The sequence below is a fragment of the Duganella sp. CF458 genome, assembly GCF_900113115.1.
Lineage (GTDB): Bacteria > Pseudomonadota > Gammaproteobacteria > Burkholderiales > Burkholderiaceae_D > Rugamonas.
Window position 1 is genome coordinate 199,695 of the sequence record NZ_FOOF01000007.1, and the last position, 19,459, is coordinate 219,153.

Annotated in this window: 17 protein-coding genes; 8 read left to right on the forward strand and 9 right to left on the reverse strand. The window is 61.8% G+C overall.

Going from position 1 to position 19,459, the window contains the following annotated elements; all coding sequences use genetic code 11:
- Positions 1–76 precede the first annotated feature (76 nt).
- Positions 77–916 carry a xanthosine phosphorylase gene (gene xapA / locus BM269_RS12830; RefSeq protein WP_090437401.1) on the reverse strand — a complete coding sequence of 280 codons (840 nt, stop codon included), beginning with the start codon at positions 914–916 and terminating at the stop codon, positions 77–79.
- A gap of 221 nt (positions 917–1,137) precedes the next feature.
- On the opposite strand from xapA, the gene BM269_RS12835 reads away from it, so the two are divergent.
- The 3 genes from BM269_RS12835 to BM269_RS12845 are packed head-to-tail and all read left to right on the forward strand — an operon-like array spanning position 1,138 to position 4,056.
- Entirely contained in the window at positions 1,138–2,238 is a 1,101-nt protein-coding gene (locus tag BM269_RS12835) for a carbohydrate kinase (RefSeq protein ID WP_090437402.1), read from the forward strand.
- A 4-nt stretch (positions 2,239–2,242) separates the two neighbouring features.
- On the forward strand, positions 2,243–3,169 hold the full coding sequence (locus BM269_RS12840) for a pseudouridine-5'-phosphate glycosidase (protein ID WP_090437403.1): 927 nt from the start codon (positions 2,243–2,245) through the stop codon (positions 3,167–3,169).
- Positions 3,154–4,056: a LysR family transcriptional regulator gene (locus BM269_RS12845; RefSeq protein WP_090437404.1), complete on the forward strand. Its 903-nt coding sequence runs from the start codon at positions 3,154–3,156 to the stop codon at positions 4,054–4,056. The genes BM269_RS12840 and BM269_RS12845 overlap by 16 nt, the downstream gene beginning before the upstream one ends.
- Here BM269_RS12845 and pcp read toward each other — a convergent pair.
- The 4 genes from pcp to BM269_RS12865 all read right to left on the reverse strand — a co-directional run bounded on the left by pcp (position 4,053) and on the right by BM269_RS12865 (position 8,697).
- Complete coding sequence (gene pcp, locus BM269_RS12850; RefSeq protein ID WP_090437405.1) at positions 4,053–4,697, reverse strand: pyroglutamyl-peptidase I; 645 nt, start codon at positions 4,695–4,697, stop codon at positions 4,053–4,055. The genes BM269_RS12845 and pcp overlap by 4 nt on opposite strands.
- Positions 4,694–5,644 carry a DUF979 domain-containing protein gene (locus tag BM269_RS12855; RefSeq protein WP_090437406.1) on the reverse strand — a complete coding sequence of 317 codons (951 nt, stop codon included), beginning with the start codon at positions 5,642–5,644 and terminating at the stop codon, positions 4,694–4,696. The genes pcp and BM269_RS12855 overlap by 4 nt, the downstream gene beginning before the upstream one ends.
- On the reverse strand, positions 5,641–6,336 hold the full coding sequence (locus BM269_RS12860; RefSeq protein WP_090437407.1) for a DUF969 domain-containing protein: 696 nt from the start codon (positions 6,334–6,336) through the stop codon (positions 5,641–5,643). Before BM269_RS12860 ends, BM269_RS12855 begins: the two co-directional genes overlap by 4 nt.
- 93 nt (positions 6,337–6,429) lie before the next feature.
- Positions 6,430–8,697, reverse strand: coding sequence for a TonB-dependent receptor (locus BM269_RS12865; protein ID WP_090437408.1), 2,268 nt, complete (start codon positions 8,695–8,697; stop codon positions 6,430–6,432).
- Positions 8,698–9,089: 392 nt separating this feature from the next.
- On the opposite strand from BM269_RS12865, the gene BM269_RS12870 reads away from it, so the two are divergent.
- The 4 genes from BM269_RS12870 (at position 9,090) to BM269_RS12885 (ending at position 13,774) form a co-directional block, all read left to right on the forward strand.
- Positions 9,090–10,103: a BMP family lipoprotein gene (locus tag BM269_RS12870; RefSeq protein WP_090437409.1), complete on the forward strand. Its 1,014-nt coding sequence runs from the start codon at positions 9,090–9,092 to the stop codon at positions 10,101–10,103.
- Positions 10,104–10,183: 80 nt separating this feature from the next.
- Positions 10,184–11,713 carry an ABC transporter ATP-binding protein gene (locus BM269_RS12875; protein ID WP_090437410.1) on the forward strand — a complete coding sequence of 510 codons (1,530 nt, stop codon included), beginning with the start codon at positions 10,184–10,186 and terminating at the stop codon, positions 11,711–11,713.
- Between the two features lie 2 nt (positions 11,714–11,715).
- Positions 11,716–12,798, forward strand: coding sequence for an ABC transporter permease (locus BM269_RS12880; RefSeq protein WP_090437411.1), 1,083 nt, complete (start codon positions 11,716–11,718; stop codon positions 12,796–12,798).
- 4 nt (positions 12,799–12,802) lie between these two features.
- The gene (locus BM269_RS12885) at positions 12,803–13,774 is read left to right on the forward strand and encodes an ABC transporter permease (protein ID WP_090437412.1); all 972 of its coding nucleotides are present in this window, start codon (positions 12,803–12,805) and stop codon (positions 13,772–13,774) included.
- On the opposite strand, the gene BM269_RS12890 is transcribed toward BM269_RS12885, so the two are convergent.
- The gene (locus BM269_RS12890; RefSeq protein WP_090437413.1) at positions 13,761–14,324 is read right to left on the reverse strand and encodes a PEP-CTERM sorting domain-containing protein; all 564 of its coding nucleotides are present in this window, start codon (positions 14,322–14,324) and stop codon (positions 13,761–13,763) included. The two genes, BM269_RS12885 and BM269_RS12890, sit on opposite strands and share 14 nt — an antisense overlap.
- Before the next feature lie 145 nt (positions 14,325–14,469).
- Here BM269_RS12890 and BM269_RS12895 point away from each other — a divergent pair, with 145 nt between their 5' ends.
- Positions 14,470–15,366 (forward strand): hypothetical protein, encoded by an 897-nt coding sequence (locus tag BM269_RS12895; RefSeq protein WP_229204628.1) that lies wholly within the window; start codon positions 14,470–14,472, stop codon positions 15,364–15,366.
- Between the two features lie 26 nt (positions 15,367–15,392).
- Here the strand turns inward: BM269_RS12895 and BM269_RS12900 are convergent, their stop codons facing one another.
- Genes BM269_RS12900 through BM269_RS12910 form a run of 3 tightly spaced genes read right to left on the reverse strand, consistent with a single transcriptional unit; the run spans position 15,393 to position 19,340 of the window.
- Entirely contained in the window at positions 15,393–16,418 is a 1,026-nt protein-coding gene (locus BM269_RS12900) for a S1/P1 nuclease (RefSeq protein ID WP_090437415.1), read from the reverse strand.
- Entirely contained in the window at positions 16,415–17,671 is a 1,257-nt protein-coding gene (locus BM269_RS12905; protein ID WP_090437416.1) for a phospholipase D-like domain-containing protein, read from the reverse strand. Before BM269_RS12905 ends, BM269_RS12900 begins: the two co-directional genes overlap by 4 nt.
- A 13-nt stretch (positions 17,672–17,684) precedes the next feature.
- Positions 17,685–19,340 carry a bifunctional metallophosphatase/5'-nucleotidase gene (locus BM269_RS12910; RefSeq protein ID WP_090437417.1) on the reverse strand — a complete coding sequence of 552 codons (1,656 nt, stop codon included), beginning with the start codon at positions 19,338–19,340 and terminating at the stop codon, positions 17,685–17,687.
- Positions 19,341–19,459 lie beyond the last annotated feature (119 nt).

Consider the following 19,459-nt stretch of genomic DNA (forward strand, 5'->3'; position numbering starts at 1 on the left):
GACCCAAGGGTCAGACCCGCTACGCGACGGCGACCGGTCGGGTCTGACCCTTGGGTCTGACCCAGGTTTACCGGTTTTAAGCCTTTGGAGCCTTGGCCACTTTCTCCAGGAACGCCAGGATCAGCTTGATCAGCGATTCCGCGCCAACAGCCGCGTACTTCAGCGTCTGCTCGTGCGACAGCGGGAACGGCGACAGGCCTTCAGCCAGGTTGGTGATCACGGAAACGCCAACCACCTTCAAGCCGCAGTGACGTGCCGACACCACTTCCGGCACCACCGACATACCGACTACATCCGCACCCAGCGTCTTGAACGCGCGGATTTCCGCAGGGGTTTCGAAGTTCGGGCCCGGGTAAGCGATGTACACGCCTTCATGCAGGGTGATCGACTTGTCCGCAGCGGTCGATTGCAGCAGCTTGCGCAGGTCCGCATCGTAAGCATTCGCCATCGAGAAGAAGCGCGGACCGAAACGTTCGTCGTTCGGGCCAACCATCGGGGTGCCAGGCAGGAAGTTGATGTGGTCATTCAGCGCCACCAGCGAACCGGCATCCACTTCGGGACGCAGCGAACCTGCCGCATTGGTCACGAACAGCATCTCGCAACCCAGCAGCTTGATGGTGCGCACGGCGGAAGTCATCACCGCCGGTCCGTAGCCTTCATAGAAGTGGCCGCGGCCCTTCAGGCAGACAACCTGCACGCCGGCAAGCGTGCCCAGCACCAGCTGGCCGGCGTGGCCATGCACGGTGGAGATCGGGAAACCTGGCAGTTCGTCGAAGGAAATCGACACTGCATCGGTCATCTGTTCGGCCAGCACGCCCAGGCCGGAGCCCAGGATCATTGCCACGCGTGGCTGGAAATTGGCCGGCATGCGGGCACGGATGATGGCGGCGGCCTGGAATGGGGTATTGGAAGACATGGAGTTCCTCGTTTTTATATCTTTAGGTGAGCTGGCCAGAACAGGCCCTTGAACGTACCACGACACTATGCATCATCGTCTATATGTATGGCAAATACCATTTTTCTTTGCTATTTATACGCAAGCGCTATAAATATGGGTTTATTATAGGAGCGCCTTCCGTTTGACATGCAACGGACAAATGTTTAGCATCGCAAACAAATGTTTATAGCGAGCTTTTCGTGACCGATCTCTCCCGCAAGGAACAGCTGTACGAGCTGATTCGGGCCAATCCCTTTATCTCCCAGCAAGAGCTGGCGGAGCAGCTCGCCCTGTCGCGCTCTGCCGTGGCCGGTCACATTGCCAGCCTGATCCGCGAGCGCAAACTGCTGGGCCGCGCCTATGTGTTGCGCAATGAGCGCACGGTGCTGTGCATCGGCGCCGCCTGCCTCGACCGCAAACTGCGCCCGCATGCCCCGCTGCAAATGGCCACCTCCAATCCAGCTTGCGCTGAAGAAAGTTTCGGTGGCGTGGCACGGAATATCGCGGCCAATCTGGCCCAGCTCGGCCTGCCCTGCTCCCTATTGACCGCCCTTGGCGACGACTCCTCCGGTCGCGCCCTGCGCGCCCAGGCCGAAGCATTCGGCATCGGCATGGAAGGCAGCCTGCAGGTCAACGGCATCGGCAGCGGCACCTACACCGCGGTGCTGGATGCTTCCGGCGAAATGGTGGTCGCACTGGCCGACATGGCCATCTTCGACCAACTTACCCCGGGCTGGGTCGCCAGCCGGCAGCCGCAGCGCAATGCCGCCGGCATGGTGGTGGCGGACCTGAACCTGCCGATCGACTCCGTGGCCATGCTGCTGGCCGATGCCCGCGTTTCCGGCGTACCGCTGGTGGTGGTCGCGGTGTCGCAGCCAAAGATGGCGCGCCTGCCGAAAGACCTGAATGGCTTGTCGCTGCTGATCCTGAACCGCGGCGAACTGGAAACCCGCGCCGGCCGCGCGCTGCCAACCGAAGCCGACGTGCAGGCAGCGTGCCACGAGCTGCAAGCCGACGGCGCGCGCGACATCATCGTCACGTGCGGCGCCAGCGGCGTCTACCACACCCTTGGTCAGGCCCTGCACTGGCTGCCGGCGCACGACGCCCGGGTAGTCGACGTTACCGGCGCCGGCGATGCCTTCTCGGCCGCCGTCTGCTGGTCGCTGTTGCAAGAACCCGAACAACTGACCCTGGCCTGCCAGCGCGGACTGAAAGCCGCCTCCATCACGCTGGCCAGCCCACACACCGTGTCGCCCGAGCTGAACGCAGACCTGCTCGCCACCGCGCATACAGAGGAGTAAAAACATGCACCAATTCCTGTCCTTCTCCCCAGAAGTCGCCAACGCCCGCACCACCGGCAAGCCGATCGTCGCGTTGGAATCGACCATCATCTCGCACGGCATGCCCTACCCTCAGAACGTGCAGACCGCACGTGAGGTGGAACAGATCATCCGCGATGCAGGAGCAGTGCCGGCCACCATCGCCATCATCGGCGGCAAGATCTGCGTCGGCTTGACCGAAGAACAGCTGGAAGAACTGGGCAATTCGCCGGACGCGATCAAGGTGTCGCGCCGCGACCTGGCCTATGTGCTCTCGCAGGGCAAGCTGGGCGCGACCACCGTGGCGGCGACCATGATCTGCGCGCAACTGGCCGGCATCAAGGTCTTCGTCACCGGCGGCATCGGCGGCGTGCACCGCGGCGCGGAAACCAGCATGGACATTTCCGCCGACCTGCAGGAACTGGCCCAGACGAATGTAGCCGTGGTGTGCGCGGGCGTAAAATCGATCCTCGACATCGGCCTGACCCTGGAATACCTGGAGACCCACGGCGTGCCGGTGGTATCGGTCGGCCAGCCGGGCTTCCCGGCCTTCTTCACGCGCGAGAGCGGCTTCAATGCCGACTTCCAGCTCGACACCGCCATCGAACAGGCATCCTTCATCTCGACCAAGTGGGCCCTGGGCCTGAACGGCGGCGTGGTGGTTTCAGCGCCGGTGCCGGTGGACGAGGCGATGCCGAAAGATGAAATCGACGCCATCACCCTGCGCGCCTTGCAGGAAGCGGAAGAAAACGGCGTCACCGGCAAGAAGGTTACGCCCTTCCTGCTGGCACGCATCAAGACTCTGACCGAGGGTCGCAGCTTGAAGACAAATATCGCCCTTGTGAAAAACAACGCGCGTGTGGGCGCTGCCCTGGCACGCGCGCTGCAGGAGCATCCATGTCCATCGACCTGAAACAGTTAAAGTACTTCCTCGCCGTCGCCGAAGAAAAGAGCTTCAGCCGCGCCGCCGAACGCCTGCATATCTCGCAGCCACCGCTTTCGCAGCAGATCATGAAGCTGGAAGCGGAGCTGGGCGTGAAGCTGTTCGCCCGCACCACCCGCACCTTCGAGCTGACTGTCGCCGGCAAGGCGCTGATGCAAGAGGCCTCGGACCTGCTGGCGAAGATGCGCATGACCATCGATACCGTGCGCCAGATCGACCGCGGCGAAGTGGGCCGCTTGCGCGTAGGCATAGTGGGATCGGCGATGTGGGGGCCGATTCCATCCATGCTGGAGGAATTCCAGAGCAAGTATCCGCGCGTCACCTGGACCATCCACGAGTCCGGCCCGACGGTGCAGTACGACGCCCTGCGCGCCAAGCAGATCGACGTCGGCTTCTGGCGCGAACCCAAGCTGGATGACGACGAGCTGCGGCGCGACAACCTGAAGCAGGAGCTGTGCTTCCGCGAGAATGTCTGCGTAGCAGTGAATGAGCACCATCCACTGGCGAAGATGGACGCGATCGAGCTGGCCGATATTGCCGATGATCCGATGCTGACGCTTGCCCTGGATAAGTCGGCGTTCCCGCGCTACCTGATCCAGTGCTGCGTGAATACCGGCTTCCAACCTGAGATTTTCCAGGAAGCGCATGAGCCGCAGACCTTGCTGGCCATGGTGGGCGCGGGCCTGGGCGTGACGCTGATGCCGGAAACTACCGCGCGTATCGGCTGGCCTGGCGTGGTCTTCCTGCCGATCCGTACCAACCCGCCGTCGGCGAACCTGTACATCACCTACACCACACTGGATGACGCGCCAGTCGTGCGCGCCTTCCTCAACATCCTGCGCCCGCCTGGCGCCTAATGGGTCGCGCCCGCGGCCACCACGGCGTCGCGGTCAACCGCCTGCGCCGTGCGGACCGCCACGCGCAGGCCTTCTTTCATCTGCTCCAGCGACATGCTGGCCGTACCGGGATGGCGTGCGGCCTGCTCCGGCAGATAAGGAATGTGGATGAAGCCCGCCTTCACATCGTCGCGCCCAGCCACGGCGTGCATCAAGCCGTAGAACACGTGGTTGCAAACGAAAGTGCCCGCAGTCTGCGACACCGACGCCGGCAAGCCTGCAGCGCGTAGTGCAGCGACGATCGCCTTGATCGGCAGCGTCGCAAAATACGCCGCCGGCCCGCCCCGCACAATCGGTTCATCGACCAACTGCTTCTCCGCGTTGTCCTTGATCGGCGCATCGTCGACATTGATTGCCACCCGCTCGACCGACAGGTCCACACGTCCTCCCGCCTGGCCCACCGCGATCACCAGCGCCGGCTTCAGTTCTTCGATCAACGCCGTCATGGCCGCATTCGCATCGCCGAACACGCAAGGCAGCTGGCGCGCCACAACACGGAAATCGCCCTCACCCCAGCCATCCAGCGCGCGCACGGTTTCCCAGGCAGGGTTGACAGGCTCTTTATTAAAGGGCTCGAAGCCCGTCAGCAGAACAGTTTTCATAGCAAGAAATACAGCAGGATGATATTTGCGCCAAGCAGCGGCAAGGCCGTCGGAACCTGCGCCTTGATCACGGCATTACGGTCGGTCAAATCCAGCAACGCAGTCGGGATGATGTTGAAGTTGGCCGCCATCGGCGTCATCAACGTACCGCAATAAGCGCTGAACATGCCGATCGCCGCCATCACCGCAGGATTGCCGCCAAACTTTGCCACCAGCACCGGCACACCGACACCGCCGGCCATCACCGGGAAAGCGGCAAAGCCGTTGCCCATCACGATGGTGAACAGCGCCATGCCGACACAATACACCGCCACGGCAACCAGCTTCGAATCGAGGCCAATATAAGTCGTCGTCACCTGCGCCACTGCCTTGCCCACGCCAGCCTCGCTGAACAACAGGCCCAGCACCGCCAGCATATGCGGCAGCACGATCATCCAGCTCATGGCATCGATCAGGCGACGCGATTCGCGGCCGGCCTGCAGCGGCGTGGAACGCGTCATCCAGCAGGCTACGCCAACCGCGATCACCGCCGCGCAACCAAGGCTCACCAGGGTAAGGTGTTTCGGGTCCAGCACCAACAACTCGCCGATGCGCACTTCCTTAAGCAGCGTCGAGCCGGCCATCGTGACCGCCGGGATCACCAGTGCCGGCACGAACAGCCTGTGCCCGAGCCGCGCAGCACTGGCGCTGCGCGCGCCTTCGGGCAGCACGTCCGGCTTGCCGCTCCGGACGCCGCCAAAGCTCGCCAGCAGCGCCATCACGATCATTGACAGCCCCACTGTTGCCGGCGGCAGTCGCTCGCCCACCAGATAGACCATGGCATATAGTGTCCAGAACACGCCCGTGGTCCAGCGGCGCGGATTGCTGCGGTCGGCAAAGGACATCAGCGCGACCAGCGACAGCATGATCCCCAGCAAATAGTAGAAATATTCGACGCGGATGATCATGCGCGCCCTCCGCCGCTCGGTCCCAGGTAGCGGTCCAGCCGGCGTAGCCTCCACGCGTGGATGATGAAGGCGCTGATTGCCGTCGGAATGCCCCACAACGCCATATGCAGGGGATCGACTTCGATACCCTCCGCACGCAGCACGGTCTGCATCAGGGCGATGGCGCCGAAGGCGACGAAAATATCCTCGCCGAAGAACAGGCCGACGTTATCGGTGGCGGCAGCCATGGCACGCACGTGCTGGCGTTGTTCGTCACTGAGCGAAGGATTGCGAAGCTGCGCCGCTCCTTCCGCCATCGGCGCCACCACCGGGCGCACCATATTCGGATGGCCGCCCAGCGACGTCAGGCCCATTGCGGCGGACAGCTCGCGGACAGCAAGATAAACAATCAGCAGCCGCCCGGCCGTTGCCGACCGCATGCGCGCCACTGCCGCCTGCGCATGTTCGCGCAAGCCGAAACGTTCCAGCAAACCGATCGCCGCCAGCGGCAGCAGGTAGATCATCGGCAGGTTGCGCGTCTTAACGAAGGCGGTTCCGAGCGAAGCAAGCATCGTTTCGACCGGCATGAATGCGGCGAAACCGGTAGTGAAGCAGGCCGCGACAACCACCAGCACCGGGTGCAGCCGCAGCAGGAATCCAAGCACAATCACGGCCACGCCAAGCAGCGGCCACATATTGACAGCAGTTTGCATCTCCCCTCCCCAAGGAAGGCCACATATTACCCCAGCACGGGCGAAAAAAAACGCGCACCGGAGTGCGCGTTTTTCGAGAGGACTACGAACCTGTCAGAAGTTCGCCTTGAACTGCACACCGTAAGTGCGCGGTTCGTTGACGATGCCGGTCAGGTTGTTGAAGTCGATCGCGCCCAAGGCCTGGATGCGGTTGGTGATGTTGCGGCCGTAGGCTGCCAGCTCATACTTGCCGTCGTTCCAGCGGTACCCCACGCGCAGGCCGCCTTCCAGCAGTTCCTTGGCCTTGTACTCGCTGGCTTCGTACAGGAAGAAGTTGTACGAAGTGCGGTAAGCCCAGTCGGTGTAGGCGTAGATCTCGCCATCGCCCAGCGGCTGGCTGTAGCGCAGGGTGAAGTTATGCTGCCACTTCGGTGCGCGCGGCAGGGGATTGCCGTTGATCAGGGCTGCGCTGCCGATTACATTGCCATTGGCATCCTTGAACTCGATCCGTGGATCCAGCGGGGTGCAGCCGCCACCGCAGGATTGGACGAACAGGTCTGCATCCTTGATCTTGGTGTCGTTGTAACTGGTGCCGAAGGTCACGGCCCAGGCATCGCTCAGGTTGGCCTGCAGGTCCAGTTCCACGCCGCGACCGGTCACCTTGTCGGCGTTGATCAACTGGTTCATGTTCACGGTGCCGGAACCTGCGGTGAGCTGCTTGTCCTTCATGCGGTAGTTGAACACGGTGGCCGACATCCGCGCACGGCGGTCAAACAGGTCCTGCTTCACACCGAATTCCACGGACACCGCTTTTTCCGCGTCAGCTTGCGATGGCTTGGAAGTCAGGTCGAACAGGCGGCCCTGCATCGACGGCGCGCGGTAGCCGGTGGCGACACGGCCGAACAGGTTGGTATCCTTGTTCAGGGTGTAAGTACCGCTCAGGTCCCAGCTCACGTTGTTCGACGTGTTGTTCAGGGTGTTGGTAGCCGATTGAGGCGGTTCTACTCGGGTGGCGACGAAATCCTTCTTGTCTTTGGTGTAACGCAGGCCGGCACGCAGCTTGAAGGCTTCGTTTACGGTGTAGTTGATGGTGCCGAACGCCGCATACGACTTGGCATCCTGCTGCTGGGTCGCGTAGGCGGCGTTCTGCGGGTTGCCAGCTGTGAAGGAATCGAAGGAGATCGAATCGATCTGGATCTGTTCATCGAAGTAGAACACGCCGGCGATCCACTGCAGCGGGCCCTTGTTGTTGGACTCGACGCGGAACTCCTGCGAGAACTGCTTATGGTCAGGAATCAGGTCGGCGGTTTCGACCGGGAACGGAATGAAGCCTGGGCCCATCGGCGGATGGAAGGAGGCGCCAAAGCCGCCGTCCACGTCGCCGCGGCTGAAGAACTCCAGCTTTTCATAGCCGGTGATCGAGTGGAAGGTCAGGCCCGGGGTATCCCAGCGCAGGCGCAGATTGGCGCCCTTGTTCTTCAGGTGCTGTTCGTTGCCGCCATCGGTCGGGTAGGACTTGTAGTCGAAGTTGTCGACCAGCTCATTGGTGCCCTTCTTCAGGATATTGGCGCGGAACAGGGTGGCGTTGCCGTCCATGTCGCGGCCATGCAGGTTCAGCAGCGCGCTGAAGTCTTTATTAGGCTTCAGCAGGAACTGGATGCGGCCGGCGTTGTCCTTGTAGCCTTCGAAATCGGTGGTCGGTGCGCCCGGGCGGTCATTGTGCACGCGGTTGCCGCGGTGCTGCGATTGCAGCGAGATGCGGGTGGCCAGCACCTCGTTGACCGGGAAGTTGTACGCGCCTTCATAGTTGCGCACGCGGTCCTTGCCGAAACCGACGTTGACATAGCCTTCCTGGCGGAACACCGGCTTGGCCGAATCGAACTTGATCACGCCGGCTGGGGAGTTACGGCCGAACAGGGTGCCTTGCGGGCCGCGCAGCACTTCCACCTGGTCCACGTCGAACACAGGGAAGCCCTTCAGCATCGGGTTTTCCTGCACGATGTCGTCCATCACCAGGCCAACCGGCTGGGAAGCGTTCAAGTCGAAGTCGGTGTTGCCCAAGCCGCGGATATAGAAACGCGGGAAGGTGCGGCCGTAGTCGGATTCAACAGAAACAGATGGCGAACGGCCGTTCAGGAAACGGATATCCTGCCCGCCCGAAGTCAGCACGTCCAGCTTCTCGCCTTTCAGGGTGGCGATCGCCATCGGCACGTCCTTGATGTTTTCAGCGCGGCGCTGCGCCGTAACGATCACGGTCTCCAGTTGACCCGGCTTCTTGGCTTCTTCGGTTTGTGGCTGTGCTTCCTGGGCCGAAGCGTTATATAAAGGGAAGGCGCTGGCCACGGCCAGGGCAATCAAAGAGTGTTTGAGGCGTTTATCCATACCCGATGTTCCAATCTTTAAAAGAAAAGTAAGGTAATGTTGCAATGGCGCCAATGCTAACACGAAAGCAAATGCCCTCTATTACTTGCGAGAAACCCTTCATTTAGTTGACTTGCATATAAATAACTAAGCAAAAACGTATTTGCCATACATATAGCGCCTGCTGCATAGTAGTGAGCCACGAATCCATGCCGTGAGAAGCGGATTCGACTGCAGGAAGATGTGTTTGCAGTTTGATTACGTGCCCAAGAATTAATCAAGGGTACATGTACAAAATTTGCATTTGTGCGTTGTTGGCAAGCTACAAGGTGCCGTGGCCGGGATTGGCGCGAAAAAGCGGAACGAGGCACTCCATAAAAATATACAATAACGAACTTCGACGGAGCCCTTACATGAAAATCAAACAACTTAGCATGATGATCGCCGCAGTTATGGTGACAACCATAACAGTGGCGCGCAGCGCAAATGCGGCTGATCCGAAGCTGGGCATCGTGTACGACGCTGGCGGTAAGTTCGACAAGTCGTTCAACCAGTCCGCTTTCGAAGGCGCCGAGCGCTTCAAGAAAGAAACCGGCATCAAATTCATCGAAGTCCAAGCCAGCAGCGATACCCAGGCTGAGCAGGTGTTGCGCGGCCTGGCCCGCAAGAATCTGGACCTGATCGCTTCCATCGGCTTCGCCCAGACCCAGGCGGTGCAAAAGGTCGCGAAAGAATTCCCAAAAGTCCGTTTCGTCCTGGTCGACGGCGTTGCACAGGGCAATAACGTCAATTCCGTGACGTTCAAGGAAGAAGAAGGCTCTTACCTGGTGGGCGTGGCGGCGGCCATGGCTTCCAAAACCAAGAAGCTGGGCTTCATCGGCGGCATCGACATTCCGTTGATCCGTACCTTCGCCTGCGGCTATGCCCAGGGCGCCAAGGCGACCGACAAGAAAACCGAAGTGATTTCGAACATGGTGGGCACCACCTCCGCCGCCTGGAACGATCCTGCCAAAGGTGGCGAACTGGCACGTGCCCAGTTCGACCGCGGCGTGGACGTGGTGTTTGCCGTGGCCGGCGGTTCCGGCATGGGCACCCTGCAGACTGCCAAGGAAAAAGGCAAGCTGTCGATCGGCGTGGACTCCAACCAGAACCACCTGTACCCAGGTTCGGTGCTGACCTCCATGGTCAAGCGCGTGGACAACGCGGTGTACGACTCCTTCATGCAAATGAAGAACGGCACCTGGAAGGCTGGCGTCACCGCCAAGGGCCTGAAGGAAGGCGGCGTGGACTGGGCGCTGGACGCGAACAACCGCAAGGTGATCACGCCCGAGATCGAAAAGAAAGTCATGGGCGCGCGCAAGGACATCATCGATGGCAAGATCAAGGTCATCGACATCCGCACCACCAACGCAGCCTGCCCGGCTTAACCAGTAGTTCCAATATAGAGAACGCGCCGACGGGATATCCCGTCCGGCGCGTTTTTCAGTAAATAAGACCGAAAATCCTTATGACGCCAGCAGTAGAATTCCGCAATATCTCCAAGCACTTTGGGGCGGTAAAGGCGAATACGGACGTCAGTTTCTCCATCGCCAAAGGGGCCATCCATGGCCTGGTGGGAGAGAATGGCGCCGGCAAGTCGACCTTGATGAGCATCCTTTACGGCTATTACCGCGCAGATGGCGGTGAGATCCTGCTGGACGGTAAGGTGCAGCACATCCACAACTCGCACGAGGCGATCCGCCTCGGCATCGGCATGGTGCACCAGCACTTCATGCTGGTCGAGAACATGACCGTGCTGGACAATGTAATGCTTGGTAGCGAAGGCGGCTTCCGCCTGCGTGAACACCGCGCTACCGTCGAGAAGAAGCTGCGCGAAATCTGCGAACGCTATCGCCTGGACGTCGATCCGTTGGCCACCATCCACGACCTGTCGGTGGGCGCCCAGCAGCGCGTCGAGATCCTGAAGCAGATCTACCGCTCGGCCAACATCCTGATCCTGGACGAGCCGACCGCCGTCCTGACCGCGCAGGAAACCGAATCGCTGTTCGAAATCCTGAAGCTGTTCAAGGAACAGGGCAAGACCATCATCCTGATCACCCACAAGCTGCAGGAGATCAAGGACATCACCGGCACCGTCACCGTAATGCGCGGCGGCCGTGTGGTGGGCGCAGTACAGACTGCCGACACCACCAAGGAAGAACTGGCGCAGATGATGGTCGGCCGTCCGATCGAGAACAACCTGCCGCGCGGCGAGTACAAGCCGGGCGCGCCGGTGCTGGAGGTGAAGAACCTGCAGCTGGCCGACGACAACGGCGTCAAGCTGCTGCAGGATATCGGCTTCACCCTGCGCGCCGGCGAGATCGTGGCGATTGCAGGCGTGTCCGGCAACGGCCAGTCCGAGCTGATGGAAATCCTGTCCGGCATGAAGCTGCCTACTTCCGGCGACGTGCATTTTGAAGGCACGGCCCTGCCCTTCCCGAAAAGCGGCGATGCCGACGGCCTGCCGACCAAGTTCCGCAACCTGGGCATCGGCCACGTGCCGGAAGACCGCCTGCGCGACGGCGTGATCAAGGCTTTCTCCGTCATGCAGAATACCTTCTTCGGCTACCAGGACAAGGTCAAGAACAAATGGGGCCTGATCGATTTCAAAGGAATCGCCCAGCGCTGCGCCGGCCTGATGAAAGAGTTCGACGTGCGCCCGGCCAACCCGGACCTGCGCATCGGCCTGCTGTCCGGCGGTAACCAGCAAAAGGTGGTGATCGCACGCGAAGTGCTGGCCAAGCCGAAGCTGATGCTGGTCGGCCAGCCGACCCGCGGTGTCGACATCGGCACCATCGAATCCATCCACACCCAGCTGCTGGCCCTGCGCGACCAGGGCGTGGCGATCCTGCTGGTATCGGTGGAACTGGAAGAAGTGCGCGCCCTGGCCGACCGCATCCTCGTGATGTGCGGAGGCAAAATCACCGGCGAACTGAAAATCGACGAATTCGACACCACCCGCATCGGCTTGCTGATGGGCGGCATGCATAAACACTGATTATGACCACGAACGATATGCCACGTTGGGCAACCGGCCTTGTCCTGCCCATCCTGAACCTGCTCTCTGCGCTCCTCGTGTCCGCGCTGGTGATCCACCTGCTCGGCGAAGACCCGCTGGAGTCGCTGCAAATCCTGATCAACAGCGCCGTCATCAATCCGGAAGGCTTGTCGTACACGCTGTTCTATGCCTCCACCTTCGTGTTCACCGGCCTTGCCGTGTCGATCGCAATGCAGGCCGGCCTGTTCAACATCGGTGCGGAAGGCCAGATGTATTTCGGCGGCCTTGGCCTGACGCTGGCCATGCTGGCCTTTGACGCTACGCTGCCGTGGTACCTGCTGATCCTCGCCGGCATTCTTGGCGCCGCCCTGTTTGGCGGGCTGTGGGCCTTCATTCCAGGCTACCTGCAGGCCAAGCGCGGCTCGCACATCGTGGTGACCACCATCATGTTCAACTTCATCTGCGCCTCGCTGATGAACTTCGTGATCGTGAAATACCTGATCCCGCCGGGCGAGCAGAACACCGCCTCGCGCGTATTCTCGGCTGCCGCCGAAATGCCGCGCCTGAACGCATGGTTCCCTGTGCTGGGCGAAACCCCGCTCAATATCGGCTTCTTCTTCGCCATCATCGCGCTGGCAGTGTACGGCATCGTGATGTGGCGCTCGGCGTGGGGCTACAAGGTGCGCGCTCTGGGCCTGAACCAGCACGCAGCCCATTACGCCGGCGTCAAGATCAGCGCCATGATCATCATCGTGATGGCCATCTCCGGCGCGCTGGCCGGCTTGGGTGCCGTTAATTCCATCATGGGCTCGACCCACTACCTGTCGCTGAACTTCGTCGGCGGCGCTGGCTTCGTCGGCATCGCGATTGCGCTGATGGGCCGCCAGCACCCGGTCGGCATCTTCCTGTCCTCCGTGCTGTTCGGCGCGCTGATCCAGGGCGGCTTCGACCTGTCGCTGGAAAAACCGAACATTCCGACCGAAACCTTCATTTTCATCCAGGGTTTGATCATCCTGTTCTGCGGCGCTATGGAAAACCTGTATGCCCCGGTCATCATCAAACTGATCAAATCGCGCAAGGGCTGACACCATGACTTTCGAAGATCTCCACCTGGGCTCCATTCTCGTCTCCACCGTGCGCAACGCGCCGGTGCTGATTTTCGCCGCTATGGCCGGCCTGTTCGCGGAACGCTCCGGCGTGATCGACATCGGCCTGGAAGGCAAGATCCTGGCCTCCGCCTTCGTCTCGGCAGCCGTGGCCTTCGCCACCAAGAACCCGTGGTTCGGCATCCTGGCCGGCATGGGCGTATCGGTCGTTTTGGCAATGCTGCAAGGTTTTGTCGCCGTCACCCAGAAAGGCAACCAGCTCGTGGGCGGCATCGCGATCAATATCGCCATGAGCGGCCTGACCTTCGTGCTCGCGCAATACTTCTTCCAGCAAGGCGGCCGTACGCCTGACCTGGGCGAAGCGCGCCTGTTCGACGTCGTACTGCCGGGCAGCGCCGCAGTCGCGGACGTGCCCTTCCTCGGCTGGTTCTACACCAAACTGATTGGCGGCCACTCCGTGCTGGTCTACCTGGCCTTCCTGCTGGTACCGCTGGTGCACTGGTTCCTGTACCACTCGCGCTTCGGCCTGCGCCTGCGTGCCTGCGGCGAAAACCCGCACGCAGCCGACGCTGCCGGCGTCTCCGTGGAACGCACCCGCTACAGCGCCATGCTGATCGCCGGGGTGCTGTGCTCCTTCTCCGGCGCCTACCTGGCCATCGTGCAATCGGGCTTCTTCCTGCGCGACATGTCGGCAGGTGCCGGCTACTTGGCGCTGACCGCCATGGTGTTCGGCAACTGGCGTCCGCTGTACACCTTCCTCGGCTGCCTGATGTTCGGCTTCTTCGGCGCTGTGCAGATCCAACTGGAAGGCGTGGACCTGCCGGTGATCGGCCGCATCCCCGGCGCCCTGATCCAGATGGTGCCTTACGTCGTTACCGTGATCGTGCTGGCAGGCCTGATGGCCAAGTCGGTGGCGCCGAAAGCCATCGGCGTACCGTTCGTCAAATCGCGCTAAGTGCGCCCTCCTTCACCCTGCGCCGGCCCCAGCCGGCCAGGGTCGCCAATCCCGCCAGCAGCATCGCTCCGGTCCCCGGCTCCGGCACTTGTGGAGCTGGCGTGATATCGAACACGGTCTGGCTGGTCCAGTACCAGGTTTGGCTCCAGTCATCCCATCCATAGCTCCACTGCGAGTAGCGGTCTCCCGTACGAAAGCCGGCGCCCCAGCCCGAGAATGCCTCGTCGTTCCCCCACCAATTGGCGTCCACCGACAACTGCCCCGTCAACTTGTAACTGAAGCCACCGATCTCGCAACGGAAATAGGGGTCGCTCAGGCTCAGGCATCCCTCCAGGTATTCGCGCCCAGCGATGACCAGCGAGCTAAGCTCCGCCAGGGAGATGACACCATCAAGATCAAGGTCGGTCCCGCGAAAGCTGCCGTCGACACGGGCATCGTGAATGAACGCGCCATTCTCATTGAAGCCTGTGTAACTGAATTGCCAATCTTCCGCGCAGGCGTTGCCGGCGGCACAAACCAATGCCAGCGCCAAAACATGTCTGTAAGCCATGATGCCCTCCCTGGTGAGAACCGGACTTTGATGCTAGCAGCAAGCTGCGAAACACCGAACCCAGCCGGTATGCCGTGCGCAACACGCATCGTTGTTGTGCCCGGCGGGTAGCCGGTTTATATTGCAGGGAGCAAGGAGGTCCCGAATGGATCGGCGCGCCTGGATTTTGCAGAGTTTATTGCCAGCGGCAATGTGCTGCCTGCTCGCGCCTGTCCGTGCGCACGACGGCCCCGCGACAGCGGTGGTCTACCCCCGCTATTTCTCGATACTCGACACCAGCAAGGGATTCGACTGGATCGTGTTGCGTGCCGCGCTGGAAAAGACAGCCGCCAAATACGGCCCTTTTACACTGGCCCAATCGCAAGCACCGTTCTCCGTCCCGCGCATGCTGCAGGAATTGAGCCGTCCCGGCGGCACGGTCAATGTCATCGCCCGCGCCACCCACCGCGACCTGGAAACGCAATTCCAGCCGATCCGCATTCCGATCGACCGCGGCCTGATGGGCCTGCGTTTGCTGCTGGTACGAAAATCCGACCTGCCGCGCTTTGCCCGCGTGCGTACGCTGGCGGACTTGCGGCACCTGAGCGCCGGCCAGGGCAAGGGTTGGGTGGACGCTTCGGTACTGTCGGCCGCCGGCATCAGCGTGGTGGAGTCGCCACGGCCAGGCAGCCTGTTCGGCATGCTGGAAGCGGGCCGCTTCGACTTCTTTCCGCGCGCGCTGGATGAAGCACCGCGGGAATATGATGTGATCAGCAAGTCGCACACGGAGATCGTGATCGAACCAACGCTGATGTTGCGCTATCCCCTGCCGCGCTACTTCTTCGTACGGCGCGATGCGGAAGGCGCCAAGCTCGCGGAGCGGATCAAGACGGGCCTGGAGATGATGTTGAAGGACGGCTCGCTCGTCGCGCTGTTCCACCAGCATAAAGACCCGCTCATCGAACGGGCCCAGATCGGTAAGCGGCGCATCATCGAACTGCAAAACCCAGCGCTGCCGCCGGAGACTCCGCTCCAGCGCAGCGAGTTGTGGTACCGGCCTTGAGGCCAGCGTATTTAAGGCCAGCGCATTCAAGGCCAAATGCGTTGCAGCAGGCCCGCCAGGTTATAGCCGCCCTTGATCAACTGTTCGCGCGCCAGTGCGGAGGAAGGCACCGGGTAGCTTTCCGGGACGGTCATTGCCCACACAGTGTAGGTTTCTCCGCTACGGCTGGTCTGCTTGCTCGCCACGCCAACTTTCACGTCGGCGTACGCCTGCTTGGCAGCCACCAGCGAATCGTTGGCCCACTGTGCGGGCCAGGTGATGGCATCGCCCTTCGGCAGCGTGACAACCGGCTTGCCGTCAATCGCCCACTGGCTGAACTTGTCCACCGTGCGCATGCTGCTGCGGCGCATGGCGTAATCGACCACCGTAGTGTCCCAGTAAGAGTGGAAAGGCTTGGTCGGATACTTGGATGGCGCTTCTTCGCCCGCAGGGATGCCGCTCTTCGCGCTGGCAGCGGCCAACGCCGCTTCATCCATCTGCAAGTTATTTCCGCCGCGCGAATCGAAGATGTTCAGGGAGTCGATTTCCTTGTCAGTCTTCGGCACCACGAACTTGCCTTCCTTGTCGACGAAGGCCGCGCCAACGTGCAGCGGCTGGTGGATGTCGCCGGCCAGGTGGGTCAGGATCAGCAGCGCCTGGCGCTTGGTGAATTTGCCGTCGCCCTTGCCCTGCAAGGTCGCGATGCATTGCTGCAGCGTCTGCACCACGTCGTGGTCGGAGGTGCCGGCGCCGTGCAGGTGATACTCGGTCAGCTGGAACGGCACATCGGTGTAGTGGTATTCGCTGTGCTTCGGATGCGCGGCCACGTAGTCGTTCATCTCCTGCGTCTGCGGGCCGCAGAAGGTACCTTTCACGCAATCGGCCCAGTTGGCGATCTTTTCCAGGTCTTCGCCCGGCTGCAACAAGGCCTTCACCTGCTTCTCGGCGTTGGAGCCTTTGATCAGGTTATCGGCAATCGCGCCCACGACGCGGTGGCCGGCATTGCCCCAGGCCATGGCGTTGGTGGACAGGAGGGCGCCGGACAGCGCGGCGATCAGTGCGAGTTTCTTCATTCTTCTTTACCTTTGTTCGGTTTCGGGTAATCCTTGTTGACGTCCAGCGGCTGCGCATACTGCGAGCCCCATGCCTGCTCCTGCAGCGCGTACAGGCGCTTGGCCATGGCCTCGTTGCGCATCACCACTTCCATATTGCGCGACAAGTCGAAATAGCCGCCAGCCCAGTTGCTGGTACCAACCCACGCCAGCTTGCCGTCGATGACCAGGGTCTTGCTATGCCAAACGCGGGCGAACGGAATGAAGCCGGTGGACGTTTTCGGAATCGTCACGATGCGCACTTCCACGTTCGGCAACATAGCCAGCGATTTCAGGTGCTGGATGGCCGGCTTTTCGAGGTTCCAGTTCGACACCAGCAGCCTGACCTTGACCCCGCGTGTGGCCGCTGCGCGCAACGCGTTGTCGACCACTGCGTAGAACGGGCGCGTGCCGTTCGGGCCATAGCTCAGGGGCGCGTAGTCCAGCATCGAGACGCGGATCTCTTGTTTTGCATCAGCCAACAGCGCCGGCAACACAAGCTCTGAATCGGCCACGCCTGCGGGGTTGTAGCCGCCCGGACTCGCGATCAGGAAGTTGGCATCGGACGGCAGCGTCGACGCCAGCGCGGAGGCGGCCGGTGTGCCTGCCAGGATGGCGGCCTTGGCCTGCAACGGTGCAACCGTCTTGCCCGCGGCCAGTGCCGCCTGCGCGGTCCAGTCCTGCTCGAAGATTGCCTGCACTTGGCCAACGACCTTGGCGTCGGTAATGCGCAAGCCGGTTTCGTGGATGTGCGTGAATGCACGCCAGTCGAAATTCTGGCTGCCGATGAAGGCCACCTTATGGTCCACGGTCAGGTATTTGGCGTGGATGATGCCGTTGCCGGTGAGTTGGCTCACATCCAGCACGCGCATCTCCAGGTTCGGGATGGCGCGCAGCCGATCCACAGTAGCCTTGTCGGACAGGCCGCCCACGCCCTTCTTGTCGATCAGGAAGCGGATCTTCACGCCGCGCTTGCCGGCCGCCTCCAGGCGCTCGATCACCTTCTCGAACGGCGCGCCGGGCACGCTGGCAACGTAGAACTGGCCGATGCAGATTTCGGATTCCGCATTGTCGAACAACTCGGTCCAGACCTCGATCGAGCCGCGCAGGTCGTCGCTTTTCAGCGTGGTCTCCACGGGCGCGGTCTGCACCAGTTCAAAGCCCGGAATCTGGAAAGCCGCGTGGGCGCTGGTGAAACATGCAGCCAATGCGGCTGCGAGAAGATAGCGGCGCATAGCCTTCCTTTCTTTACTTGATGCGGATAATGCGCGGAACGGCGCCGTAGGTGCCGGCCGGCTTATTGTCCTGCTCCAGGCGCTGCAGGTAGCTGCGCAGCGAATCGACGTCGCGCACGCCGGTCGGCGCCTGGTTGCTGCCCTGGCGGAACGTCACGAAGCCGTCATTGCCTTCGGCCAGGAAGTTGTACACCGCCACGCGGTAGCTGGTCCCCTCCTCAAGCAGGGCGCCATTCAGCTTGACGCTGTCGCGCATGATGCGCTGGCCCTTCGGCTTGCGCGAGTCCCAGGAATAGCTGAAGCCTTCGGACACTTGCAGCAGGCCGCGCTTGTCGGCTTCACTGCCGCTCCACTGCCCTTCCAACAAGGCCAGGACCTGGGCGCCGGTCAGGTTCATCACCACGATCTCGTTCCCAAATGGCAGCACGGCCTGGGTCTGCCCTGCATTCACCACATTGCCGGCGCCGGCATCCAGCGCGGTGCGGATTCCGCCAGTGTTGGTGAACGCAATTTGCGCTCCCCATTTGCGGGCGGAAGCCAGGATCGCGTCTGCCACGACCTGGCCTAGCGGGGATTCATCGGCATTCGACATCAGGGTCTTGCTGATCGAAGTCACAGCGATCTTCGCCACCGGTTTGTTCAGCTCTTCGCTGCTGCGTGCGCGCACCGTGGCCAGCAACGCATCCACTTCCGGCATGCCGGCATACTTGCCCTGTTCCACCACGACATTGCGCGCGCTGGCGTCGACCACGGCGCCGGTCTGGCGGTCCACCACCAGCGAAATACGCGACAGCATATGGCCGAACTTGTCGGCCTGCGTCACCAGCTTGCCATCCACGCGGCACAGGTAGCCGGTATGCGAATGGCCGCTGACCACCAGGCGCACGGCAGGGTCGAGACGCTTGACCACGTCGGCGATGTCGCCATCGAGGTCGCTGCAGTACTGCTGGTCGTAGCGCGCCTTGGAGTAGCCGCCCTGATGGATCAGCACCACGAACACAGTCGCGCCCTGCGCGCGCAGTTCCGGCAGCAGGCGGTTGACGGCTTGCGCTTCGTCGATGAACTGCAAGCCGCTGATGCCGCTCGCTGCCACCAGTTCCGGCGTGTCCTTCAGCACGGTGCCGATGAAGGCGACCTTCACTCCCTTGACTTCATCGATGCGGTAAGCCGGCAACAAAGTCTGGTTGGTGCGCGTATCGATCACATTGGCGGCCAGGTAGCTGAACTTGGCGCCATCCCAGGACGGGTTGAATTTGCAGGCCTTATCAGGGCGTGGCGAATTGGCGCAACCACCCTTGGCCTGGCGCAGCAGCTCCACGCGGCCGGCGTCGAATTCATGGTTGCCAACCGAGGTGGCGCGCATACCGAGCATGTTCAGCGCCTGGATGGTCGGCTCGTCGGCGAACATGGCCGACATGGCCGGACTGGCGCCGATCATGTCGCCGGCTCCCACCACGACCAGTTCCGGATCGTCCTTGCGCCAAGCTTGCAGTGTCGCGGCCAAGGCATCGATGCCCCCGGCTTTGCCATCCTCAAAACGCGATGCTTCGAGGTGACCATGCAGGTCGTTCAGGCCGACCAGGGTCAGCTCAACCTGACTGTCGGGACGCTGCGTTGCGCAGCCAGCCAGCAGGGCCGCCAGGGCCAGGGGACGCAGGAAAGACTTCATGGGAATCGCTCTGGATAAAAGGAGATTGTACAGGTGCCGTCAGCCACGGCATATGCTGGGAAACGATATGTTACTTACAAAAAAAACGGGCCTTGCGGCCCGTTTTTGCTTCATGTACT